The following is a 20658-nucleotide window of genomic DNA, read 5'->3' as shown; positions in this document are numbered from 1 at the left end:
TCTATGTGTTTTTAGTGCATAACATTTTACAAATAACATTTAACTTTTTACAAGAAAATGACAACTAATAAATCCGCATCATTGTTTGAAAGCAAACAGGTAAAAGAAGCCTTAGCGCAGTCTTTTGTGAAGCTTAATCCAAAATTGATGATCAAAAATCCGGTAATGTTTACCGTAGAAATCGGAACTGCTATTATGTTTGCTGTTTGTATTTCCATTCTAATGGGAGCTACAGACCAAGGCAGTTTTATTTATAATTTAATTGTGTTTTTAATTTTATTAGCAACGCTTTTGTTTGCCAATTTTGCCGAAGCAATTGCCGAAGCCAGAGGAAAAGCACAAGCAGATAGTTTAAGAAAAACACGTGAAGAAACTCCGGCAAGACAAGTTTTACCTAACGGCGAAATCAAAAACATCAGTTCTTCTGAATTGAAAAAAGGAGATGTTTTCGTTTGTGAATCTGGCGATTTAATTGCAACTGACGGAGAAATTATCGAAGGATTGGCAACCATTGACGAAAGTGCCATTACCGGAGAAAGTGCTCCTGTAATTCGCGAAGCCGGTGGTGATAAATCTTCCGTTACCGGAGGAACAAAAGTGCTTTCTGATAAAATTAAAGTAATCGTAACATCAGAACCAGGCGAAAGCTTTCTGGATAAAATGATTGCTTTGGTTGAAGGTGCAAGCCGCCAGAAAACACCAAACGAAATTGCCTTGACTATTTTATTGGCAGCATTTACCTTAATCTTCGTGATTGTTTGTGTTACGTTAAAACCATTTGCAGATTATGCTAATGCGCCAATTACAATCGCAGCTTTTATTGCCTTATTCGTCTGTTTGATTCCGACCACAATTGGCGGTTTGTTATCAGCAATTGGTATTGCAGGAATGGACAGAGCGTTGCGTGCCAACGTAATTACAAAATCAGGAAAAGCGGTTGAAACTGCCGGAGATATTGATGTATTGCTTTTGGATAAAACCGGAACCATCACAATTGGAAACAGAAAAGCAACCAATTTTTATCCTGCAAATGGAGTTACTGAAGAAGATTTTATAAAATCTGCCGTGTTAAGCTCACTAGCGGATGACACTCCGGAAGGGAAAAGTATCGTGGAACTGGCAGGAGCCGAAACTGCCAATAAATTATCAATTGAAGGTGCTACTTTAATAAAATTTACCGCAGAAACCAGAACTTCCGGAGTTATTTTAAAAGACGGAACCAATATTAGAAAAGGGGCTCAGGATGCTGCAAAAAATATTGCAAAACAAGCCGGAAATGCATTTCCCGAAGATACCGCTCAAAAAGTAATTGATATTTCTACAAACGGAGGAACGCCATTGGTTGTCATTAAAAACAATCAGGTTCAGGGTGTTATCGAATTGCAGGATATTATTAAAACCGGAATGAAAGAACGTTTTGACCGATTGAGAAAAATGGGTGTAAAAACAGTTATGGTTACGGGAGATAACCCGCTTACGGCTAAGTTTATTGCAGAAGCTGCCGGTGTTGATGATTTTATTGCCGAAGCAAAACCTGAGGACAAAATGAACTACATCAAAAATGAGCAAAACTTAGGAAAATTGGTTGCCATGATGGGTGACGGAACCAACGATGCTCCTGCCCTTGCGCAAGCCAACGTGGGTGTTGCCATGAACAGCGGAACTCAGGCAGCAAAAGAGGCCGGCAACATGGTCGATCTTGACAATGATCCAACGAAATTAATTGAAATTATTGAAATTGGAAAACAGCTTTTAATGACTCGCGGAACGCTTACTACTTTCTCGATTGCGAATGACGTTGCGAAATATTTTGCTATTGTTCCGGCACTTTTTATAACTGCAATTCCAGCGCTTCAAGGTTTAAATATTATGCATTTGCATAGTCCGGAAAGTGCGATTTTATCAGCGGTAATTTTCAATGCGATTATCATTCCGATCTTGATTCCGCTTGCACTGAGAGGTGTTGACTACAAACCAATTGGTGCAAGTGCAATCCTTAAAAGAAACCTGTTGATTTATGGTTTAGGCGGTTTGATTGTCCCTTTTATCGGAATTAAATTAATTGATTTACTAGTAGCTCTGTTTATGTAAAAAAAGTTGCTAAGGTTCTGAGGAACTAAGGTGCTAAGTTTTTTCTTAGTCCCTCAGAACCTTAGTTCCTTAGAACCTCAAAAATAAAAAAAATGAAAAATATATTCTCACTATTAAAGTTCACCTTGATTACTGTAATTCTGTTTGCAGTTATTTATCCTCTTGCAATTTACGGAATTGCACAATTTGCTCCGAATCAGGGAAAAGGAGAAACTATTTCGGTTAACGGAAAAGTGGTTGGTTATCAAAAAATTGGTCAGAAATTCGATAAGTCGAATTATTTCTGGGGAAGACCTTCGGCTGTGGATTATAATGCTGCAGGAAGTGCCGGAAGCAACAAAGGACCAAGCAATGCCGATTATTTGGCTTTGGTTCAAAAAAGAATCGATACGTTTTTAATCGTTCATCCTTATTTAAAAAAATCGGAGATTCCGTCAGATATGGTTACGGCTTCGGGAAGCGGATTGGATCCGAATATTTCTCCGGAAGGCGCTTTGATTCAGGTGAAACGTGTTGCTAAAGAACGAAAATTATCTGAAGAAAAAGTAAACGCTTTGGTTGAAGCGAATATAAATACTCCAAAAGTTATGGGAACTCCAACGGTTAATGTTTTGGAATTGAATGTTGCTTTGGACGGATTGAAGTAATACGTTTTTAAACCCGACAGGTTTTAAAAACCTGTCGGATTTGACAAAGCGTTAGAAAATAAATACCTACAAGGTTTTAAAAACCTTGCAGGAGAATAAAACACCTTTTTACCCCAAAAGCCCTAGCCCCGATAGTAGTGGAAATCCTTTTGTGCGGGGGTTCCGCACAAAAGATTGAAACGGATAGCGGGAAATAGCTCCTTAAAAACCTACTAATAAATACCTACACGGTTTTAAAAACCTTACAGGAAAAACAAACACTCTTTTACCCCAATAAAAATGAAAAAAATAATACTTACAGCTTTAATCGCATTCGGTTTTAGCAATTTACAAGCACAAGAAGAATCAAAAAGTCCGTTTACGTTTTCAGGATATGTTGACGTTTATTACAGTTATGATTTTGCGAAACCGGAAGATCATACGCGTCCGGGATTTTTTTACAGTTATAACCGAAGCAATGAAGTGAACCTGAATTTAGGTTTGGCAAAGGTGAATTATTCAAAAGACAATATTCGCGGGAACTTTGCTTTAATGGCAGGAACTTATGCCCAATATAATATGTCGGCAGAGCAGGATTTATTGAAAAATGTTTATGAAGCTAATGTTGGAGTGAAGATTTCGCAAAGTCATAATTTATGGATTGATGCGGGAATTATGCCTTCACACATTGGTTTTGAAAGTGCGATTGGAAAAGATTGCCAGACTTTAACCCGAAGTATTCTGGCTGAAAACTCTCCGTATTATGAAGCGGGAGTAAAAATTGGCTACACATCAGAATCTGGTGCGTGGTATTTGGCCGGAATGTATTTGAACGGCTGGCAGCGAATTCAGAAAATTGAGGGGAATCAAACGCCTGCTTTTGGAACGCAAATTACTTATAAACCAACAGATAAAGTGGTTTTGAACTGGAGTACGTATGTTGGAAATGAACAACCTGATATTGACAAAAAATGGCGTTATTTCAACAATTTTTACGGGCAATTTAAGGTAACAGATAAAACAAATATTACGGCTGGTGTTGATGTTGGTTCGCAACAATCGGCTAAGAATAGTGACAAATATGATACTTGGTTTTCACCGGTTTTGATTTTGCAATATAAACCAACGGATAAAATTCAATTAGCAGCGCGAGGTGAATATTATAGTGATGAAAAAGGTGTTATTATCCCGATAGCTATCGGGACAGAAACGCCAAACGGATTTAAAACTTACGGATTTTCAGCTAACTTTGATTACTTAGTTACTGATAATGTAATGTTTAGATTAGAAGCAAGAAATCTTTCGAGTAAAGATGAAATCTTCACAAAAAATAACGTTCCAACGGATACAAATACGTTTGTAACGACTTCGTTGGCGATTAGCTTTTAAACATTAAAATTGATTTTTTTACCATTAAGATATTAAGAAAGTTAAGCTTTGTCTTAATGAGCTATGTTGAGAAAATTAAGCTTTGCCTTTATTAACTTAATATCTTAATGGTAAAATAAAAAACTTTGTGACTTAGCGCCTTCGTGGCAAAAAACATGAAAGAAGAAAAAGAAAATAACGCACAACACTTTCTGGATTTAATTCAGAAATCGAGAAAAGGAAAGTTTAAGGTCTACATTGGGATGAGCGCCGGTGTGGGTAAAACGTACCGTATGCTGCAGGAAGCGCATTCGCTGTTGAAAAACGGAATTGATGTGAAAATTGGTTACATCGAAACGCATATGCGAAAAGAAACGCATGAACTTTTATCTGGTTTGCCCGTGATTCCGCGGCGAACCATTTTCTATAAAGGAAAACAGCTTGAAGAACTTGATGTGCAGGCAATAATTAACTTAAGACCCGAAGTTGTTATTGTCGATGAATTGGCGCACACAAATATTGAAGGAAGCAAAAATGAAAAACGCTGGCAGGATGTTTTGGAGATTCTGGAAGCGGGAATTAATGTGATTTCGGCTGTGAATATTCAGCATATTGAGAGTTTGAATGAGGATGTAAAACGTATTACAGGAATTGACGTTCAGGAGCGGATTCCGGATAATGTTTTGCGATTGGCAGATGAAGTTGTCAATATCGATTTGACTTCTGAAGATTTGATTGCGCGTTTGAAGGAAGGAAAAATTTATACGGCAGATAAAATTCAGACAGCTTTAACCAACTTTTTTAAATCGGAACAAATTCTTCAATTGCGTGAATTGGCTTTGAAAGAAGTTGCAAGTCAGGTAGTTCGAAAAGTTGAAAACGAAGTACCTCAACTGCACGCTTTAAAACACGAAAAATTGTTGGCGTGCATTAGCAGTAACGATAAAACAGCAAAAATTGTTATTAGAAAAGCGGCACGTTTGGCAAGTTATTACAACGGATCCTGGTATGTTTTGTATGTCGAAACGCCTAAAGAAAGCAGCACCAAAATCGCATTAGACAAACAACGCCATTTGATTAATAATTTTAAACTCGCAGTACAATTAGGTGCAGAAGTCATTAAATTGGAACATAAAAATATTGCCGATGCAATTGTAATTGCGGTAGAAGAAAAACAAATTACAACTGTCTGCATCGGAAAACCACATTTGAATTTATTTAAAGTAATTTTGTCTACAACAATTTTCAGGCGTTTGTTAAATCGGCTTTCATTATCAAATGTTGACCTGGTTATTTTATCGTAAAAAATTTCTAAACCATATAAGTTATATAAGTTCATTTAAATTAGGGTGTGTGAAAATTAACCGCAAAGTTCGCTGAATTTTTTTGCTCGCAAAGTCGCAGAGACGCAAAGTTTTGTCTTCTTTACTTAATTATGCATCTTCTTATATTTTCTTATATTACTTATATGGTTCAAAAAAATAAATGTTTTTAAACAAACATCATGAGAATTAAAACTAAATTGAATCTGGGAGTTGGGTTATTATTTTTATTAATAATTATACTCACATTGGTAAGTGCTTTTTATATTTTTTCGATAAAAAAAGATACAGAGAATATTTTGAAAGCAAATTATAATACGCTGGAATATTCCAGAAATATGCTTTTGGCATTAGACGAAATTAACGCTAATAAAGAAAATGCGATTGTTACTTTTAAAGAAAATCTCTTAAACCAAACGAAAAATGTTACCGAAGCCGGAGAGAAAAAAGGTACCGATAGTCTAAAGAAAAACTTTGCTCTTTTAGAAAAAAACAGCTCTGATGAAAGTTTAAAAATGCAAATTCGACAGGATATTTTTGAGATCATGAAACTCAATATGAATGCCATAAAACAGAAAAGCGATATCGCCAAACATACCGCCGAAACTGCCAATTTATGGATTGCCATTGTGGGAACTTTGTGTTTTTTAATCGCCTTTAATTTGCTGATCAATTTACCTCATAACATTGCCAACCCAATTAAAGAATTAACGCTGAGTATTAAGGAAATTGCCAATAAAAATTATTCAGAACGTGTACATTTTACCAATCACAACGAATATGGAGATTTGGCAAAATCTTTTAATACCATGGCGCAAAAGCTTCAGGAATATAATAATAGTAATTTGTACAAACTTTTCTTTGAGAAAAAACGACTGGAAACGCTTATTAATAATATGCACGATCCTATTATTGGTTTGGATAATGAAGGAATTATTTTGTTTGCCAATGATGAAGCCTTGAAAATTATTGGTCTAAAATTGGAAGATGTCATGGGGAAATCGGCTTCTGCCCTCGCTTTATCGAATGATTTAATGCGTTCCTTAATTTTAAAAGAATTAGATTCTGATTCGCAGAAAAAGAAACCTTTGAAAATTTTTGCTAACGGAAAAGAAAGTTATTTCGATAAAGAGACAATCAATATCACGATAACGCCAACGGGTGAGGAAAAAGAAATTAATATTGGCGATGTTATTATTCTGCGAAATATTACCTTATTTAAAGAATTAGATTTTGCCAAAACCAATTTTATTGCCACGGTTTCGCACGAATTAAAAACACCAATTGCGTCTATAAAACTGAGTTTGCAATTGCTTCAAAATGCTAAAACCGGTGATATGAACGACGACCAAAAACAATTGGTTGAAAGTATTAAAGATGATAGCCAAAGGTTATTGAAAATTACTGGTGAATTACTCAACTTATCACAATTGGAAACCGGAAATATTCAGTTGAATATCGAAAAAAGCAATCCGTATGCGATTGTAAATTATGCTGTTGAAGCGGTAAAAGTTCAGGCAGAACAAAAACAAATCAAACTTATTATTGATGCCGATGAAAACTTGCAGGATGTAAAGGCCGACAGCGAAAAAACAGGCTGGGTTTTGATTAATTATTTATCGAACGCTATTACGTATTCATCTGAAAAAAGTACAATTCTTATCAAATTAAAAAATGAAAACGATCAGATTGTATTTCAGGTTATTGATACCGGAAAAGGAATTGACGCAAGATATAAAGACAAAGTTTTCGACAAATATTTCCAGATTCCGGGAAGCCAGAAATCAGGAACAGGATTGGGTTTAGCGATTAGCAAAGAATTTATTGAAGCGCAAAATGGGATAATTGGCGTAGAAAGTAATTTAGGTTTGGGAAGTACGTTTTGGTTTTCGTTGAAAGTTTAGATTTTTTTTCGCCACGAATTCACGAATTTTGATTTAAAATAATTCGTGAATTCGTGGCGAAAAAAATTATGCATTCGAAGTATTATTTTTAATCTCCATAACCTCTCTTTTTACCTCCAAAAGCAAATCTTTCATACTTTGCGATTCTGTTTGCTCGTGTCGTTTATCACTGCGTCCGATATTGCATTCGTATTCCCAGATTTCTAAAATATCTGAGGCTTTTACTTCATAATTCGGATAAAAACGATTGTCTGATTCCAAAACTAAAGTATTCTTTTTATTCTTATTGAGACGCTTGTAAACCATTCCTTCATTTTTGGTAATCAGTATATAGGTTTTCCCATCCATAACCTCTCCCAGCCTTTCTACATAACGGCCAATGATGATAGAACCGTCTTCGTGTGGCGGCATCGAATCTCCTTCTACAGGAAATCCGCGGTGTTTTCCCGGTCCTAAAAATGGAAGTGAAACTTGTTGCAGACTCTCGATATATTCCGGATCAGCATATCCATTAAGATATCCTGCTTTTGCTTTTTGAGAAACAATTTCAATATAGTTCTCCCCAAAACTATCTACTTGTATGGGTAAAATAAGTCGATTGCCTTCTAATTTTATCAAGTTTTCTATATTGATTTTACGTATGTCGACAGACAACAATAAATCGATACTCATATGAAAATATAAAGCAATCTGCTTTAAGATATCATACGGTGCTTCTGAAGTTCCATCTTCGTATTTAACGTATCTACCACGGGTAATTCTAAGGTTTTCAGCTAATTTCTCCTGCGATATTTTATGCTTAACCCTCAATGCTCTGATATTATCTGAAAATAAGGACATAATTAATTTGTTATAATTTGGAACAGCAAATATACAAAAAAATGTTATCATCTGTACTAATTTTGTGATGTGCAAAAAATAAATTTTTGAAGTGATTATGAAATTGATGAATATAAATACCACGAAATCAATAGAATTCTACATTCCGGATGTAAGTTCAGAAGTAAATTTGCCATTTTTTGACGTTGGGATTAGCGCCGGTTTTCCTTCGCCTGCTGATGATTTTATCGAATTATCGATTGATCTCAACAAAGAATTCATTAAACATAAATACACCACTTATTTTGCAAGGGTAAAAGGCCATTCTATGAAAAATGCCGGTATCAGTGATGGTGATTTATTGATTATTGACAAAAGTCTGGAACCGCAAAACAATAAAATTGCTGTTTGCCAAATTGATGGCGAATTTACTGTAAAGCGTATCAGAATAGAAAAAGACATCATCTGGCTTATTGCCGAAAATGAAGATTATCAGCCTATAAAAGTAACTCCGGAAAACAACTTTGTAATTTGGGGAATTGTGATTCATAGTATTAAATCTTTTTGAGTTATTGTCAGTCTGAGCGAAGTCGAAGACCTTTTACACAATGAAGCTCTTCGACTTCGCTCAGGGTGACAGAATAAGAAATAAAAAACACGTTTAGAAATGTTTGCTTTAGTTGATTGTAACAATTTTTATGCTTCTTGTCAAAGAGTATTTGATCCACGTTTAAGGGGAAAACCTATCGTTATTCTCTCTAACAATGATGGTTGTGTTATTTCGCGTTCTGACGAAGCCAGGGCTTTGGGCATACCAATGGCTATTCCTGCTTTTAAGTATGAATCTGTTTTTAAGGAAAAAAATATTTTTGTTTATTCTTCTAATTATCCGTTATATGGCGATATGAGCAATCGGGTAATGAATTTGCTTCAGACTTATACTCCCGAAATCGAAATTTACAGTATTGATGAAGCTTTCCTTAAATTTTCAGGTTACGATTTATTTGATCTGAATACGCTTGGTTTAAAAATGCGGAAAGAAGTGACCCAAGGCACAGGCATTCCTGTTAGTATAGGTTTTGCGCCTACGAAAGCTTTGGCAAAAATGGCGAATAAAATTGCCCGAAAATTTGCAGATCGTACGCAAGGTGTTTATTGTATTGACTCTGAAGAAAAAAGGATTAAAGCATTAAAGTGGACTAAAATTGAAGATGTCTGGGGCATTGGAAGAAAACACGCCAAACGACTTAAATTAAAAAAAATCAACACAGCTTATGAATTTACCCAATTTCCGGATGCCTGGGTAAGAAAAGAAATGTCTGTAGTAGGACTTCGATTGAAACATGAATTAGAAGGAAAACCAACTTTGGGCTTAGAAGATGCCACAGACCGAAAAATGATTGCTACGACGAGATCTTTTGAAAAAAAGTATACTACTTATGAAGAAATCTCAGAACGAATCAGCACGTTTACAGCTTCTTGTGCAGAGAAATTAAGGCGTCAGGATTGTCATTGCAATATGGTAACTGTTTTTATTCAAACTAGTTTTTTAAAGAACGAGCCATCACATTATTCGCGAAGTATTACCATTACAACTGATTTTCCAACCAATTCAACAATAGAGCTTAATGAGGCTGCGCAAAAAGGATTTAAAGCTATTTTTAAAAAAGGATATCGTTATAAAAAAGCGGGTGTAATTGTAATGGGTTTAACACCCAATAGTGAAACGCAGCTTAATTTATTCGAAACTTCAAATCCTAAACATGAACCTTTAATGAAGGTGATTGATCAAATGAACCGAAGTTATGGTAATAACAAAATTAAATTTGGCGTGCAGTCTTTGGGACGCCAATGGAAAATGAGGCAGAACAGGTTATCTCCCAAATTTTCTACTTTACTCAAAGATGTTATTACAGTTAATGTTTAATAAACAACAGAAAAAATAGGTTTTACGCTATATAATAGAGATGAAAAAGCTGGAATATGCCATAGTAGATATCGAAACCACAGGTGGAAACGCCAGTGGCAGCCGCATTACAGAAATTGCCATCATTATTCATGACGGAACCAACGTAATCGAACGTTTTGAAACGCTTGTTAATCCTGAAAAAGAAATACCGATTTCTATTTTTGGCTTAACCGGTATTAATAACGAAATGGTGGCTAACGCTCCTATATTTGATGATATTGCAGAGAAAGTACTGGAAATGCTTACTGATCGCGTTTTTGTTGCACACAATGTCAATTTTGATTATTCTTTCGTACGCCATCAACTTGAACAAGCGGGGTTTAAGTGGACTGCGAGGAAATTGTGTACCGTTCGCGCGACCAGAAAGATTAGACCCGGATTGGGATCTTACAGTTTGGGAAATCTTTGCAATTCATTAGATATATCTTTAGAAAACCGACATCGTGCCGGCGGTGATGCTGATGCAACAGCAATATTATTTTCCCGATTACTGGAATGGGATTATGAAGGTGAAATCGAGAAAATGATCAAGAAAACAGCACAAGATCAACGTTTGCCTCCTAATCTTCCGCCTGACGATTTTAATCAATTGCCTGAAAAACCTGGTGTTTATTATTTTTATAATCAGATGAAAAAGGTTATTTATGTTGGAAAAGCCATCAACTTAAAAAAACGTGTGGCTTCGCATTTTAGCGGTCATAAAATTAATCCGCAAAGGCAAAACTTCTTACGTGATATCTACAGTATTTCTTTTGAAGTTTGTGGCAACGAACTAATGGCTTTGCTTTTAGAATGCACAGAAATTAAAACACTTTGGCCAACATACAACAGAGCATTAAAACGTTTTGAGGCAAAATATGGACTTTACCAATATGAAGCCCGGAGTGGATACAAATATCTGGCAGTTGGAAAACTAAACAAATTTCAGGTTTGCATTCATGAATTTAATAGTCTGTATGACGCAATAAATATATTGCGAAATCTGGCCGAACAGTTTGAAATCGATCAACGATTTTGCAAATATTCTAAACAGGAAGAAGCCGAATTTTTTCCGAACCAAGACATTAAAATATTGCCTGATGTGACGATTCATAACGATCAGGTTGAAAATGCCATTGAATTTTTATTAAGCAACAGACCCACTTTTGCTATTATAGACAAAGGCAGATCGGCAGATGAGCGCAGTTTTATTTGGGTTGAAAATGGACATTTTTACGGAATGGGCTACATAGCATCTGATATTACAATTACTGAACCATCAGATATAAAAGATTATATAACCCCTTATAAGAGCAATCAATATATAACACATTTAATTTATGCTTATGCCGAAAAATATCCACGGAAGGTTTTTTTCAGCAAGCACTTCTTAAAATAAATTTTAAAATAGAGCTATAAACTTAAACATTGACTTATGACACTATTTAACGATACCGAATTATTTACTACTGGAAATCGTGGTAAAATTGTATATAATCTGCCTGACACAGAACTAATTTTGATTGATAATTTCTTCACTAAAGAAGAATCTGATCGTTTTTATGAAAAACTGCTTCATCAAACCAAATGGAGAGAATATGAAATGGAAATCTATGATAAAACTTATACTGCACCAAGAATGATTGCCTGGTATGAAGACAAAGACAATCACGGATCAAGTCCGAATGGGCTTGACTGGACTTATGAATTGCTGACAATCAGAAGCCGGGTGGAAAAAGAAACGCAGCTTGATTTTAATGCCGTATTACTCAATTTATATCGAAACGGCAAAGATGGCGTGGGGTGGCATAGTGATAAAGAACACAATACGGGACAAAATCCGATTATTGCTTCGGTGACTTTTGGAGAGACGAGAATGTTCAGACTGCGTCATAAATTTAGAAAAGATATTCCGCAGGTCGAGATTCCTTTACATCATGGTTCTTTTCTGTTAATGGCAGGAACAACCAACAGTTTTTGGCAACACGAGGTTCCCAAAACAGCCCGAAATGTGTTACCCAGAATCAATTTGACTTTTAGAAGAATTTATCGAAAAGAAGATAACGTACAACATTTTCACACTAGAAATAGTGTACAAAAATTCCTCCTCTAAAAGTTAAAACACTCACAGTATGAACCTTTTATTAGGCATACCGTATTTTTTTTAGTACTTTCGCACCCTTTTTTTCATATATATAATACCAAAATGGCTTACTCAAACAATGATTTAATGCGTTTTTTAGATGCACAAAATAAACTTTATCTTACTGCTTTTTCTGAAATCAAAAAAGGAAAAAAAGAGACACACTGGATGTGGTTCATTTTTCCTCAATTAAAAGGATTGGGCACCAGCGATACTGCAAATTATTATGCCATTAATGATCTAAAAGAGGCTTCTGCATTTTTAGAACATCCTATTTTAGGAAAACATCTTATAGAAATATCAGAGTTGCTATTGACTTTTAAAAGAAAATCAGCAGATGGTATTTTTGGAGATCTGGACGCTCGAAAACTTCGTTCGTCAATGACTCTTTTTTCTTTGGCAGAAAATACAAATCCAATATTTAAGGAAATACTGGATGCGTTCTTTTCCGGAGAAGAAGACCCACTTACTTTGACCATTATTAATTCAACTATAAAACCTTCTATTGAATCTACTGTTTTTTAACCGAAAAGTTTAGACAAAGTTCACTACGAATGGTTTTCTGCTCGCAAATTCGCTAAGGCGCAAAGTTTATTTTCTTTGCGATTCTAATGAGTTTGCGAGATTTTTATTTCACGCCAAATCCTAAGATTCCCTGTTGTTTTTTCTCTTTTAATAATTGATTATTTTGCACCATAATTAATTCTATATTAGTAGTTACTAAATCAATCTCTTAAATCAACCAAAATGACCGAAAAAATCAAAACTCTCCAGATAATACATTTTGCACTTTGTGCAGGATTAATAGTTGCTTATTTTGTAATAGGAGAAATTTCAGTTGAAAAATTAAAAACAATTCCCACTATCGATTCTTCGTCGATTGTATTTGCTATTATACCTTTTTTAGCCATTATCATGGCTAATTTTCTATTTAAATCACAATTAAAACAAGTAGATCGAAATTTGAAACTTGAAGATAAATTACCTGTTTATCAAACGGCTTCGATTATTCGCTGGGCAATTCTTGAAGGTGTTGCTTTTATAATATTAATTCTGAAACCTGATTTTTTAATATTTGGAATACTTGTTATAATATATCTTATCTTTTTGAGACCAACAGAAGAAAAAATTACTAACGATTTTTCAGAATAGTAATTTTACCGCAAAAAAAGCAACCTTTTACACAAATTCACCAGGAAAAACAACTTCACAATCTCTCTTTTTTACATTTTACTGTTTCACAATTTCTCCTAACGAAATTTCACTAAACTAAAATAAATTAGCGAAATATAGTACTTCAAATAAGCTAAAAACAAGCATAATCACTACTCTTTCAGCATTTCTTCGCTGTGGCATATATATTGGTTTCTTATAAAAAATTAATCTTAAAACCACTTTACGATGAAAAATTTTGACTATCAAAAAATAGTATTAACCCTGTTTATTATTTTAGCAAATACCACTATGAAAAGCTATGCACAAGTTGATTACGCCACAGATCCGCATTTGACACCTGCGGTAAAAGATTTTTTGAAACCACTAAATTCGGGAGGAGCACCATTAGAATCACTTCCGGTTGCCGATGCCCGAAATGTACTTGTTGGTGCACAAAATGCATTTAAAGTTGATTTATCAGGAATCGATGAATCTGAAAAAGAAATTACTGCCGATGGATATAAAATAAAGCTCAACATTGTTCGCCCAAAAGGAGCAAAAGGAAAACTACCCGTTTTCATGTTCATTCATGGCGGAGGCTGGGTTTTGGGTGATTATCCCACACACAAGCGTATGGTTCGCGATTTAAGTGTACTTACCGGTTATGTTGGTGTTTTTGTAAACTATTCACTTTCGCCAGAAGTTAAATATCCACAACCTGTAAATGAAGTTTATGCAGCAGCAAAATGGATCGCTGCACATGGAGATGAAATAAATGTTGACGGAAGCAAATTGGGAATTGTAGGTAATAGCGCCGGCGGAAATTTAGCCACTGCAAGTGCTTTAATGGCAAAAGAAAAAGGAACGCCATTGTTTAAAGTTCAAATTTTATTCTGGCCCGTAACCGATGCAAATTTTGAAACGGAGTCTTATAAATTGTATGGAAAACAGCGCTTTCTAACCAGCACTTTGATGCAATGGATGTGGGACCAATATGTTGATCCATCAAAAAGAAATGAAATTTACGCTTCGCCTTTACAAGCTAGTTTAGCGCAGTTAAAAGGTTTGCCACCAACTTTGATTCAGGTTGCCGAAAATGATATTTTAAGAGATGAAGGCGAAGCTTACGGGCGTAAACTGAGCGATGCCGGAGTAGTTGTAACAACAATTCGTTACAATGATGTAATTCATGATTTTGGTTTATTGAATGGTTTAGCCGAGATTCCGCAAACTAAAACTTTGTTTCTTCAGGCTGCTGCCGAACTTACCAAATATTTAAAATAATTGTATCAGCAGACATATTTATAAAAAACAAAGCGCCTTGTTTCAAGGCGCTTTGTTTTTCTAATTTTCTCGATAGAAAAAATCCTTAGAATCTCAGCAACTTAGAACCTTAGCATCTTTCTTTAACTCTCTTTTGGTTTTGTAAAATAATAAACCGGAATTCCGATTAACATAATTAAAATTCCCCAACCACAGGTTGAAAATTTTGTAATTAATAATGAAATACAAATTGCAGTTGCAATCACGATATACAACATTGGTAAAAACGGATATCCAAAGGCTTTATATGGTCTTTCTGCATCCGGCATTTTTTTACGTAAAATAAAGATTCCGTAAATTGTTAGGATGTAAAAAATCAAAACAATGATGATTACAAAGTCTAATAAATCTCCATATTTTCCTGTTAGACACAAAGCCGAAGCCCAGATACATTGCGCCCATAATGCCCATTCAGGAACGCTTGCTTTGTTCAGAACTGCCGCTTTTTTAAAGAATAAACCGTCGTTTGCCATCGTATAATATACTCGTGCGCCCGCCATAATTAATCCGTTGTTGCAGGCAAAAGTCGAAATCATAATCATAATTGCAATAATCAACGTTCCAATATTTCCAAAAATATATTGAGAGGCCACTACTGCTACCCTATCAGATTTTGCTGTTGCGATTTCATCTAGTGGAATTACAGCCAAATACATCAAATTTGTTAAAACATAAATAATTGTTACAATAAAAGTTCCAAGAAACAAACTAAAACCAACGTTGCGTTTCGGATTCTTAATTTCTCCTGCAATAAAAGTTACTCCGTTCCAGGCATCACTTGAAAATAAGGATCCTACCATCGCAGCAGAAATTCCTGTAATCAAAGCCGTACCGCTAATTGGCAGCCAAGAACCACTTTCTGCATTATAAGAGCGTGTTGTCCAGGCATCCGCCCAATTGGCATCCCAAACAGAAGCTTTTGCTGCAAGTGTTAATCCAAAAACGATTAAACCTACTAATGATAAAATTTTGATAATCGTAAGAACAGTTTGAAGAATTTTTCCGTTTTTAACACCGCGACTATTAATATAAGTCAATAAAACAATTGTCAAAATCGAAACAATTTGTGCGGCATTCAATTTAAAAGAACCTAATTCGAAAAGTATATTTTCATCACTTAATGGTTCATAAAGATAAGCTGCAAATTTCGAAAAAGCCACACCAACGGCAGCAATCGTACCGGTTTGAATAACCGCAAAAAAGCTCCAGCCGTATAAAAAGGCAATCAGTTTGTTATAAGCTTCTTTTAGATACACGTATTGTCCGCCTGCTTTAGGGAACATTGCACTTAGTTCGCCATAACTTACAGCAGCAATAATCGTAATTAATCCGGAAATAAGCCAAATCAGCGTTAACCATCCTGCAGATCCTACTTGTCTGGCGATATCGGCGCTTACAATAAATATTCCTGAGCCAATCATAGAACCCACAACAAGCATGGTTCCATCTAGTAATCCGAGTTCTCTTTTAAAATTTTCCTGGTTTTCTTCTTGCATTATTTTGTTTTTTGGGTTGGTTAAAGATATACTTTTTTCTGAAATTCTAGATTTTAGTTTATAGATTTTAGATGCTGCAAAAATATTTTGGGCGTGTCCCTCCGGGTCGTCCCGAAACTTCGGGATCGGCTATATCTTTTGTTCCGTTTCACTTCACAAAAGGATACCGCCTCTATCCCTCACGCAAACCTCATTTCATTAGAAGTTTTTAGATAATAATTATGTTTACGGTTCTTTGCCAAAATTATAATTATTCAATTGTTTACATTTGAGAAATAAAAAGAGAATTAATAATTAGAACAAACACCAAAAATGAATATTGACATTCTGCTTTATATAATTTTTATAATTCCAATAGTTATTGTGGGATTTCAAATCGAAAAATTAAATCAACAAAAGATATTCCTAATTTGGATTTCAATTTCAATCTTATTGATCATTGCCGGAATTCTAATTGAAGATAACTCCAATAATGAAATGAGAAATCTAAGTTATTTCGGTTCGCAAATGCTTTTTATCTTTTTAATTATTCAAAAAATAACCAGAACGCTGTACTTCAAAATATTTAAAAGAGAACCGGAAATTGGAAAATTTCCAAAACACAAAATTGATTATGTATATACTTTTATAATAATAATTGGAGTAGTAATTTTGCCCTTTATTATTGATAGTTATATTTTTAAAAAGTTTCAATAACAAAATGGAAGAAATAATCAATCAGGTTGCTCAGGATAAAATTGACTTTAATGAAGGATTAAAATTTTTATTAGAAAATGAACAATATAACTTTGAAGAGCTTTTTACAACTTTAAAAAACTACATATTTAATGCTATTCCGAATAAAACAGATTATAATTCAGAAACTTATCAAAAGGCAATAAATACCATTCCTTTAAAACCAACTTATACTCCAATTGTAATTCTAAAAAACTATTCTACAAGAATTGCATTTAACAAATTGTTTACACTTCCCAAAATTGAAAATAAAAAGACAATCACCGCTTTGCTTTGGGTCTTTAAAATTACTGATGCAGAAAGAAGAAATACAGAATGTAAAAATGGTTGTGCCCATTTTTGGCATCAAATTGAATAAATAAAAGCATCTATTTTTTACTCTATTAGTTAAACAAAAACTTTTTCTTATTTGGCACTCCCTTTTCCGCCAGAGTAATAATGAATTTATTTCAAATTTTAAGCAATAGCCGCTAAAACACATACAAAATACTAAAAATCAATACATTAAAAATTAATCCGTTTAAAAAATAAATTAACCAGAAAAAACAAGCTGTTTGTAAAACCGTAATATTTTTTTACTAATTTTGAATTAAGCGATATACTGATGTTAAAATTTATTTATTTTTATTAACATTTGTTTAATAATTACAATAATCTCGCTCCAAAGATTATTATCAAGGAATATCTTTTTTCCACAAAAGACAACCAAAAATTAGAATCAGATTATCAACCAACAAATTCGAAAACTATGTCTAAATCCCAATTTTTTAAGAAGTTGCGTTTTGCAAATGTTTTCATACTTATTTTAATAGTTTTTGTTTGTTGTGCTTTATTAATTTGTATTAACTTTTTCACCATCAAAACATTGTCTGCAACCAGAGCTTATGTAAATGGTGAATCACATTATTCAAAAGGACAAAAAGATGCTTCCCGCCATTTAATTACCTATTTATACACTAAAGACAAAAATCAATGGAAATTATATCTTGAAGAACTAAAAGTTCCGCAAGGTGATGGAACCGCCAGAGTTACACTACTAAAAGCCGGAGATAATGCAATTGCCCGCAAAGCCTTACTTATTGGCAGAAATCACCAGGAAGATTTAGACGATCTTGTTTGGTTATTTGTGAATTTTAAAGATGTTTCATTTTTAGCCAAAGCCATTAACGAATGGGAACAGGGTGACAAATTAATCTTCAAATTATTTATTATAGGAGAACAAATTAATGCCAAAATAAAACATGACATATTAACCGCTACCGACCAACAAAAATTCCTTCAGCAAATTAGCATAATAAGTGATAAACTCACCATTAACGAACGTAACTTTTCGAATACATTAGGCGAAGGAACACGAAAAATAAAAGACTTACTAATCTTTACTAATGTGTTTTTTATTCTGATTATCATTTGCAGCGTTTGCCTTTATTATTCGATAATGGTAAAACGCCTAATAGTTTCTAAAAAAGAAATAGAAGTTAAAAATGAAAATTTAATATTGGTTAATCACGAACTCGATCATTTTGTTTACAGTGCATCACATGATTTGAGATCTCCTATAACCTCTTTAAAAGGATTAATCAAAATTACTCAGGAAGAAGACAACCTTAACCAAATTAGGGAATATTTGACTTTAATGCATACGAGTCTGGCCAGACAAGACCAATTTATTAGTGACATTATTGATTATTCTAAAAATAAGCGAAAACAAATCATCATGGAACCTGTTAGCTTACAGGAAATATTTGATGAAGCAATCTCACAATTAATGCATTTTGAAAATGCCAGCCAAATATCCATTACAAAAGAATTATTGGTAGATGAAATTCAGAGTGATAGTTTACGCTTAAAAATTATTATCTTCAACCTACTTTCAAATGCCATTAAATATGCCGACAATACCAAACAGCAAATGTTTATTGCTATTAAAACCTACATTGCTGATGGTTGTAATAAAATTGAAATATCTGACAACGGAATTGGAATTAAAGATGAATTTAAAGACCACATTTTTGAAATGTATTTTGGAACAAACAAAAACAAAGGATCAGGACTGGGGTTATACATTGTAAAAGAAGCCGTTGAAAATATTAGAGGAAATATTTATGTTTTGTCTGAAAACAATATTGGAAGTAAATTTATTGTAACAATCCCTAACTGTCATGGATCTTAAACCTGTATTTTTATTAATTGAAGACAACCTGATCGATCAGCTCGTCATCAAACAGCTTATAAAAAAATCTCTTGATAGTGACATAAACATCACTAACAATGGCAGAGAAGGTTTGGAGTGGCTATACAACCATCAGGACTTAAACCAAACTTTAATTATTCTATTGGATATACAGATGCCAATAATGAACGGTTTTGATTTTTTGGAAGAATACGATAAGCTAAGTGACGAATTTAAAAAAGAAAATCAGATTTATGTACTTTCGTCAACTCTGGATTCTGACGAAATAAAAAAAATCAAAGAGAATAACTATGTAACTGAATTTTTAAATAAACCTTTTCCAATCGAGGATTTCAAAAAGAAATTACATTTTAATTAATTTCTCTTTTATTGCAAAACTCTGTTTACTTGTGAAAAAGCTCGTTGGTAATATGGTTCTTTTGTTGACGAAATCATTACACCGCCATGAGTTGAAGAGTGAACAAATTTAATTTCACCATCAACAACTTCTACTACCATTCCAACATGATTAATTTGTCTTCTTCCATTTGTTTTAAAGAAAATCAAATCGCCTTTTTGGGCTTCATCAGTAGTAACTTTCATTCCAATGCGGGATTGCTCTATTGAACTTCGGGGCAATTTAATATCAAAATTACTAAAAGTCGAAATCATTAAACCTGAACAATCAAAACCTGCTTTTGTAGTACCGCCCGATCGATATCGCGTCCCGATATTTTCTGTAGCGTTTACAATTAATTGATCGACTAATTCAGAATGATTACTCACCTTTATAATTGTACTCGTTGAATCAGTTTGAATTGCCGGAGGTGTGTTTTCTGCAATTTGTGTTTCTGACGATGGTGTTATTGTCTCTTTTATTTCTTGTGGAGAAACCAAAGCTGCAGCAGCATCTGCTTTTTCTTTTGAAGTTCTGATTTTCAAAACATAACCAACCGGTAATTTCCCTTTAATAAATGGATTTTGTCTTTCTAATTCAGCCACTGTCAATCCATATCTTTTTGCAATTGCGTATTTAGTTTCTTTTGGCTGAACTTCTACAACCACTTCAACATCTGTTACAATTTTAAGATCATCAACTGGTTTTTGCGAAACTGCAACTGAATTGGATGGAATAATAATTTGCTGCCCAATTTTTAAGCCTTCTGTTTCCAGAAGCGGATTGGATTTTTTTAAATCTTCGACTGAAATATTGTATTTTTTGGATATTCCCCACAGCGTTTCTTTAGCCAAAACTTCATGTGTTCCAGGAGTATTATTATTTACAGCAACTTCATTTGTTGTTGCTACAGTAGTTTGATTTGTATTGGGAATTAGCAAAACCGAGTTTAGCTTTAAAATTTTATGAGCATTAGGATTTGCATCTATAATAGCTTTAGGTTTTACTCCGTACTTTTTTGCAATTGTAGTGATATTATCACCCTTAGAAATAGTGTGCTTAATATATTTTTCCTGTGAAAAAACACTTAAACTTAAAAACAACATTATGACGACTAACTTAAAATTCATTTCTTGGGGGGAATTTTTTTTAAATTTT

The 20658-nt window shown here is 34.0% G+C and carries 19 protein-coding genes; 16 read left to right on the top strand and 3 right to left on the bottom strand.

Annotation, left to right across the window (positions count from 1 at the left end; all coding sequences use genetic code 11):
- Positions 1-57 precede the first annotated feature (57 nt).
- From kdpB to AC4FQ3_RS20170, 5 genes are all read left to right on the top strand, one after another.
- The gene (gene kdpB / locus AC4FQ3_RS20190) at positions 58-2091 is read left to right on the top strand and encodes a potassium-transporting ATPase subunit KdpB (protein WP_491183050.1); all 2034 of its coding nucleotides are present in this window, start codon (positions 58-60) and stop codon (positions 2089-2091) included.
- Between the two features lie 92 nt (positions 2092-2183).
- Entirely contained in the window at positions 2184-2738 is a 555-nt protein-coding gene (locus tag AC4FQ3_RS20185; RefSeq protein WP_491183049.1) for a K(+)-transporting ATPase subunit C, read from the top strand.
- 279 nt (positions 2739-3017) lie between these two features.
- Positions 3018-4106 carry a porin gene (locus AC4FQ3_RS20180; RefSeq protein WP_491183048.1) on the top strand — a complete coding sequence of 363 codons (1089 nt, stop codon included), beginning with the start codon at positions 3018-3020 and terminating at the stop codon, positions 4104-4106.
- Positions 4107-4261: 155 nt separating this feature from the next.
- Positions 4262-5389 (top strand): sensor protein KdpD, encoded by a 1128-nt coding sequence (locus AC4FQ3_RS20175; RefSeq protein WP_491183047.1) that lies wholly within the window; start codon positions 4262-4264, stop codon positions 5387-5389.
- A gap of 200 nt (positions 5390-5589) precedes the next feature.
- Positions 5590-7311 (top strand): HAMP domain-containing sensor histidine kinase, encoded by a 1722-nt coding sequence (locus tag AC4FQ3_RS20170; RefSeq protein ID WP_491183046.1) that lies wholly within the window; start codon positions 5590-5592, stop codon positions 7309-7311.
- Positions 7312-7377: 66 nt separating this feature from the next.
- Here the strand turns inward: AC4FQ3_RS20170 and AC4FQ3_RS20165 are convergent, their stop codons facing one another.
- A complete protein-coding gene (locus AC4FQ3_RS20165) occupies positions 7378-8151 on the bottom strand; it encodes an XRE family transcriptional regulator (protein ID WP_302094934.1) in 774 nt (257 codons plus the stop codon).
- Between the two features lie 97 nt (positions 8152-8248).
- Here AC4FQ3_RS20165 and AC4FQ3_RS20160 point away from each other — a divergent pair, with 97 nt between their 5' ends.
- The 7 genes from AC4FQ3_RS20160 (at position 8249) to AC4FQ3_RS20130 (ending at position 14660) form a co-directional block, all read left to right on the top strand.
- Positions 8249-8698, top strand: coding sequence for a LexA family protein (locus AC4FQ3_RS20160; protein WP_082036927.1), 450 nt, complete (start codon positions 8249-8251; stop codon positions 8696-8698).
- A 99-nt stretch (positions 8699-8797) separates the two neighbouring features.
- Positions 8798-10057 (top strand): Y-family DNA polymerase, encoded by a 1260-nt coding sequence (locus AC4FQ3_RS20155; protein WP_491183045.1) that lies wholly within the window; start codon positions 8798-8800, stop codon positions 10055-10057.
- A 40-nt stretch (positions 10058-10097) separates the two neighbouring features.
- Positions 10098-11477 carry an exonuclease domain-containing protein gene (locus AC4FQ3_RS20150; RefSeq protein ID WP_491183044.1) on the top strand — a complete coding sequence of 460 codons (1380 nt, stop codon included), beginning with the start codon at positions 10098-10100 and terminating at the stop codon, positions 11475-11477.
- 36 nt (positions 11478-11513) lie between these two features.
- Entirely contained in the window at positions 11514-12191 is a 678-nt protein-coding gene (locus AC4FQ3_RS20145) for an alpha-ketoglutarate-dependent dioxygenase AlkB family protein (RefSeq protein ID WP_073397310.1), read from the top strand.
- Between the two features lie 93 nt (positions 12192-12284).
- Positions 12285-12746 carry a DUF1810 domain-containing protein gene (locus AC4FQ3_RS20140; protein WP_042564026.1) on the top strand — a complete coding sequence of 154 codons (462 nt, stop codon included), beginning with the start codon at positions 12285-12287 and terminating at the stop codon, positions 12744-12746.
- 222 nt (positions 12747-12968) lie between these two features.
- The gene (locus AC4FQ3_RS20135) at positions 12969-13373 is read left to right on the top strand and encodes an MFS transporter (RefSeq protein WP_073397308.1); all 405 of its coding nucleotides are present in this window, start codon (positions 12969-12971) and stop codon (positions 13371-13373) included.
- 249 nt (positions 13374-13622) lie between these two features.
- Positions 13623-14660: an alpha/beta hydrolase gene (locus tag AC4FQ3_RS20130; protein ID WP_491183043.1), complete on the top strand. Its 1038-nt coding sequence runs from the start codon at positions 13623-13625 to the stop codon at positions 14658-14660.
- A gap of 122 nt (positions 14661-14782) precedes the next feature.
- On the opposite strand, the gene AC4FQ3_RS20125 is transcribed toward AC4FQ3_RS20130, so the two are convergent.
- The gene (locus AC4FQ3_RS20125; RefSeq protein WP_491183042.1) at positions 14783-16195 is read right to left on the bottom strand and encodes an APC family permease; all 1413 of its coding nucleotides are present in this window, start codon (positions 16193-16195) and stop codon (positions 14783-14785) included.
- A gap of 312 nt (positions 16196-16507) precedes the next feature.
- On the opposite strand from AC4FQ3_RS20125, the gene AC4FQ3_RS20120 reads away from it, so the two are divergent.
- The 4 genes from AC4FQ3_RS20120 to AC4FQ3_RS20105 all read left to right on the top strand — a co-directional run bounded on the left by AC4FQ3_RS20120 (position 16508) and on the right by AC4FQ3_RS20105 (position 19482).
- Positions 16508-16891: a hypothetical protein gene (locus AC4FQ3_RS20120; protein WP_491183041.1), complete on the top strand. Its 384-nt coding sequence runs from the start codon at positions 16508-16510 to the stop codon at positions 16889-16891.
- A gap of 4 nt (positions 16892-16895) precedes the next feature.
- Complete coding sequence (locus tag AC4FQ3_RS20115) at positions 16896-17288, top strand: DUF5958 family protein (RefSeq protein WP_491183040.1); 393 nt, start codon at positions 16896-16898, stop codon at positions 17286-17288.
- A 507-nt stretch (positions 17289-17795) separates the two neighbouring features.
- Positions 17796-19103 (top strand): sensor histidine kinase, encoded by a 1308-nt coding sequence (locus tag AC4FQ3_RS20110; protein WP_491183039.1) that lies wholly within the window; start codon positions 17796-17798, stop codon positions 19101-19103.
- Entirely contained in the window at positions 19093-19482 is a 390-nt protein-coding gene (locus AC4FQ3_RS20105; protein WP_073397300.1) for a response regulator, read from the top strand. The genes AC4FQ3_RS20110 and AC4FQ3_RS20105 overlap by 11 nt, the downstream gene beginning before the upstream one ends.
- Before the next feature lie 8 nt (positions 19483-19490).
- On the opposite strand, the gene AC4FQ3_RS20100 is transcribed toward AC4FQ3_RS20105, so the two are convergent.
- On the bottom strand, positions 19491-20630 hold the full coding sequence (locus AC4FQ3_RS20100; protein WP_491183038.1) for a C40 family peptidase: 1140 nt from the start codon (positions 20628-20630) through the stop codon (positions 19491-19493).
- Positions 20631-20658 lie beyond the last annotated feature (28 nt).

This window comes from Flavobacterium sp. AK-345 (assembly GCF_058310175.1).
The sequence above is the reverse complement of the archived record's forward strand: the minus strand, read 5'-3'. Positions and strand labels throughout refer to the sequence as shown.

What these genes read in the sequence shown, in the direction of transcription:
- kdpB (WP_491183050.1), top strand. Translation starts at nt 58, where the DNA reads ATGACAACTAATAAATCCGCATCATTGTTTGAAAGCAAACAGGTAAAA.
- AC4FQ3_RS20185 (WP_491183049.1), top strand. Translation starts at nt 2,184, where the DNA reads ATGAAAAATATATTCTCACTATTAAAGTTCACCTTGATTACTGTAATT.
- AC4FQ3_RS20180 (WP_491183048.1), top strand. Translation starts at nt 3,018, where the DNA reads ATGAAAAAAATAATACTTACAGCTTTAATCGCATTCGGTTTTAGCAAT.
- AC4FQ3_RS20175 (WP_491183047.1), top strand. Translation starts at nt 4,262, where the DNA reads ATGAAAGAAGAAAAAGAAAATAACGCACAACACTTTCTGGATTTAATT.
- AC4FQ3_RS20170 (WP_491183046.1), top strand. Translation starts at nt 5,590, where the DNA reads ATGAGAATTAAAACTAAATTGAATCTGGGAGTTGGGTTATTATTTTTA.
- AC4FQ3_RS20165 (WP_302094934.1), bottom strand. Translation starts at nt 8,151, where the DNA reads ATGTCCTTATTTTCAGATAATATCAGAGCATTGAGGGTTAAGCATAAA.
- AC4FQ3_RS20160 (WP_082036927.1), top strand. Translation starts at nt 8,249, where the DNA reads ATGAAATTGATGAATATAAATACCACGAAATCAATAGAATTCTACATT.
- AC4FQ3_RS20155 (WP_491183045.1), top strand. Translation starts at nt 8,798, where the DNA reads ATGTTTGCTTTAGTTGATTGTAACAATTTTTATGCTTCTTGTCAAAGA.
- AC4FQ3_RS20150 (WP_491183044.1), top strand. Translation starts at nt 10,098, where the DNA reads ATGAAAAAGCTGGAATATGCCATAGTAGATATCGAAACCACAGGTGGA.
- AC4FQ3_RS20145 (WP_073397310.1), top strand. Translation starts at nt 11,514, where the DNA reads ATGACACTATTTAACGATACCGAATTATTTACTACTGGAAATCGTGGT.
- AC4FQ3_RS20140 (WP_042564026.1), top strand. Translation starts at nt 12,285, where the DNA reads ATGGCTTACTCAAACAATGATTTAATGCGTTTTTTAGATGCACAAAAT.
- AC4FQ3_RS20135 (WP_073397308.1), top strand. Translation starts at nt 12,969, where the DNA reads ATGACCGAAAAAATCAAAACTCTCCAGATAATACATTTTGCACTTTGT.
- AC4FQ3_RS20130 (WP_491183043.1), top strand. Translation starts at nt 13,623, where the DNA reads ATGAAAAATTTTGACTATCAAAAAATAGTATTAACCCTGTTTATTATT.
- AC4FQ3_RS20125 (WP_491183042.1), bottom strand. Translation starts at nt 16,195, where the DNA reads ATGCAAGAAGAAAACCAGGAAAATTTTAAAAGAGAACTCGGATTACTA.
- AC4FQ3_RS20120 (WP_491183041.1), top strand. Translation starts at nt 16,508, where the DNA reads ATGAATATTGACATTCTGCTTTATATAATTTTTATAATTCCAATAGTT.
- AC4FQ3_RS20115 (WP_491183040.1), top strand. Translation starts at nt 16,896, where the DNA reads ATGGAAGAAATAATCAATCAGGTTGCTCAGGATAAAATTGACTTTAAT.
- AC4FQ3_RS20105 (WP_073397300.1), top strand. Translation starts at nt 19,093, where the DNA reads ATGGATCTTAAACCTGTATTTTTATTAATTGAAGACAACCTGATCGAT.
- AC4FQ3_RS20100 (WP_491183038.1), bottom strand. Translation starts at nt 20,630, where the DNA reads ATGAATTTTAAGTTAGTCGTCATAATGTTGTTTTTAAGTTTAAGTGTT.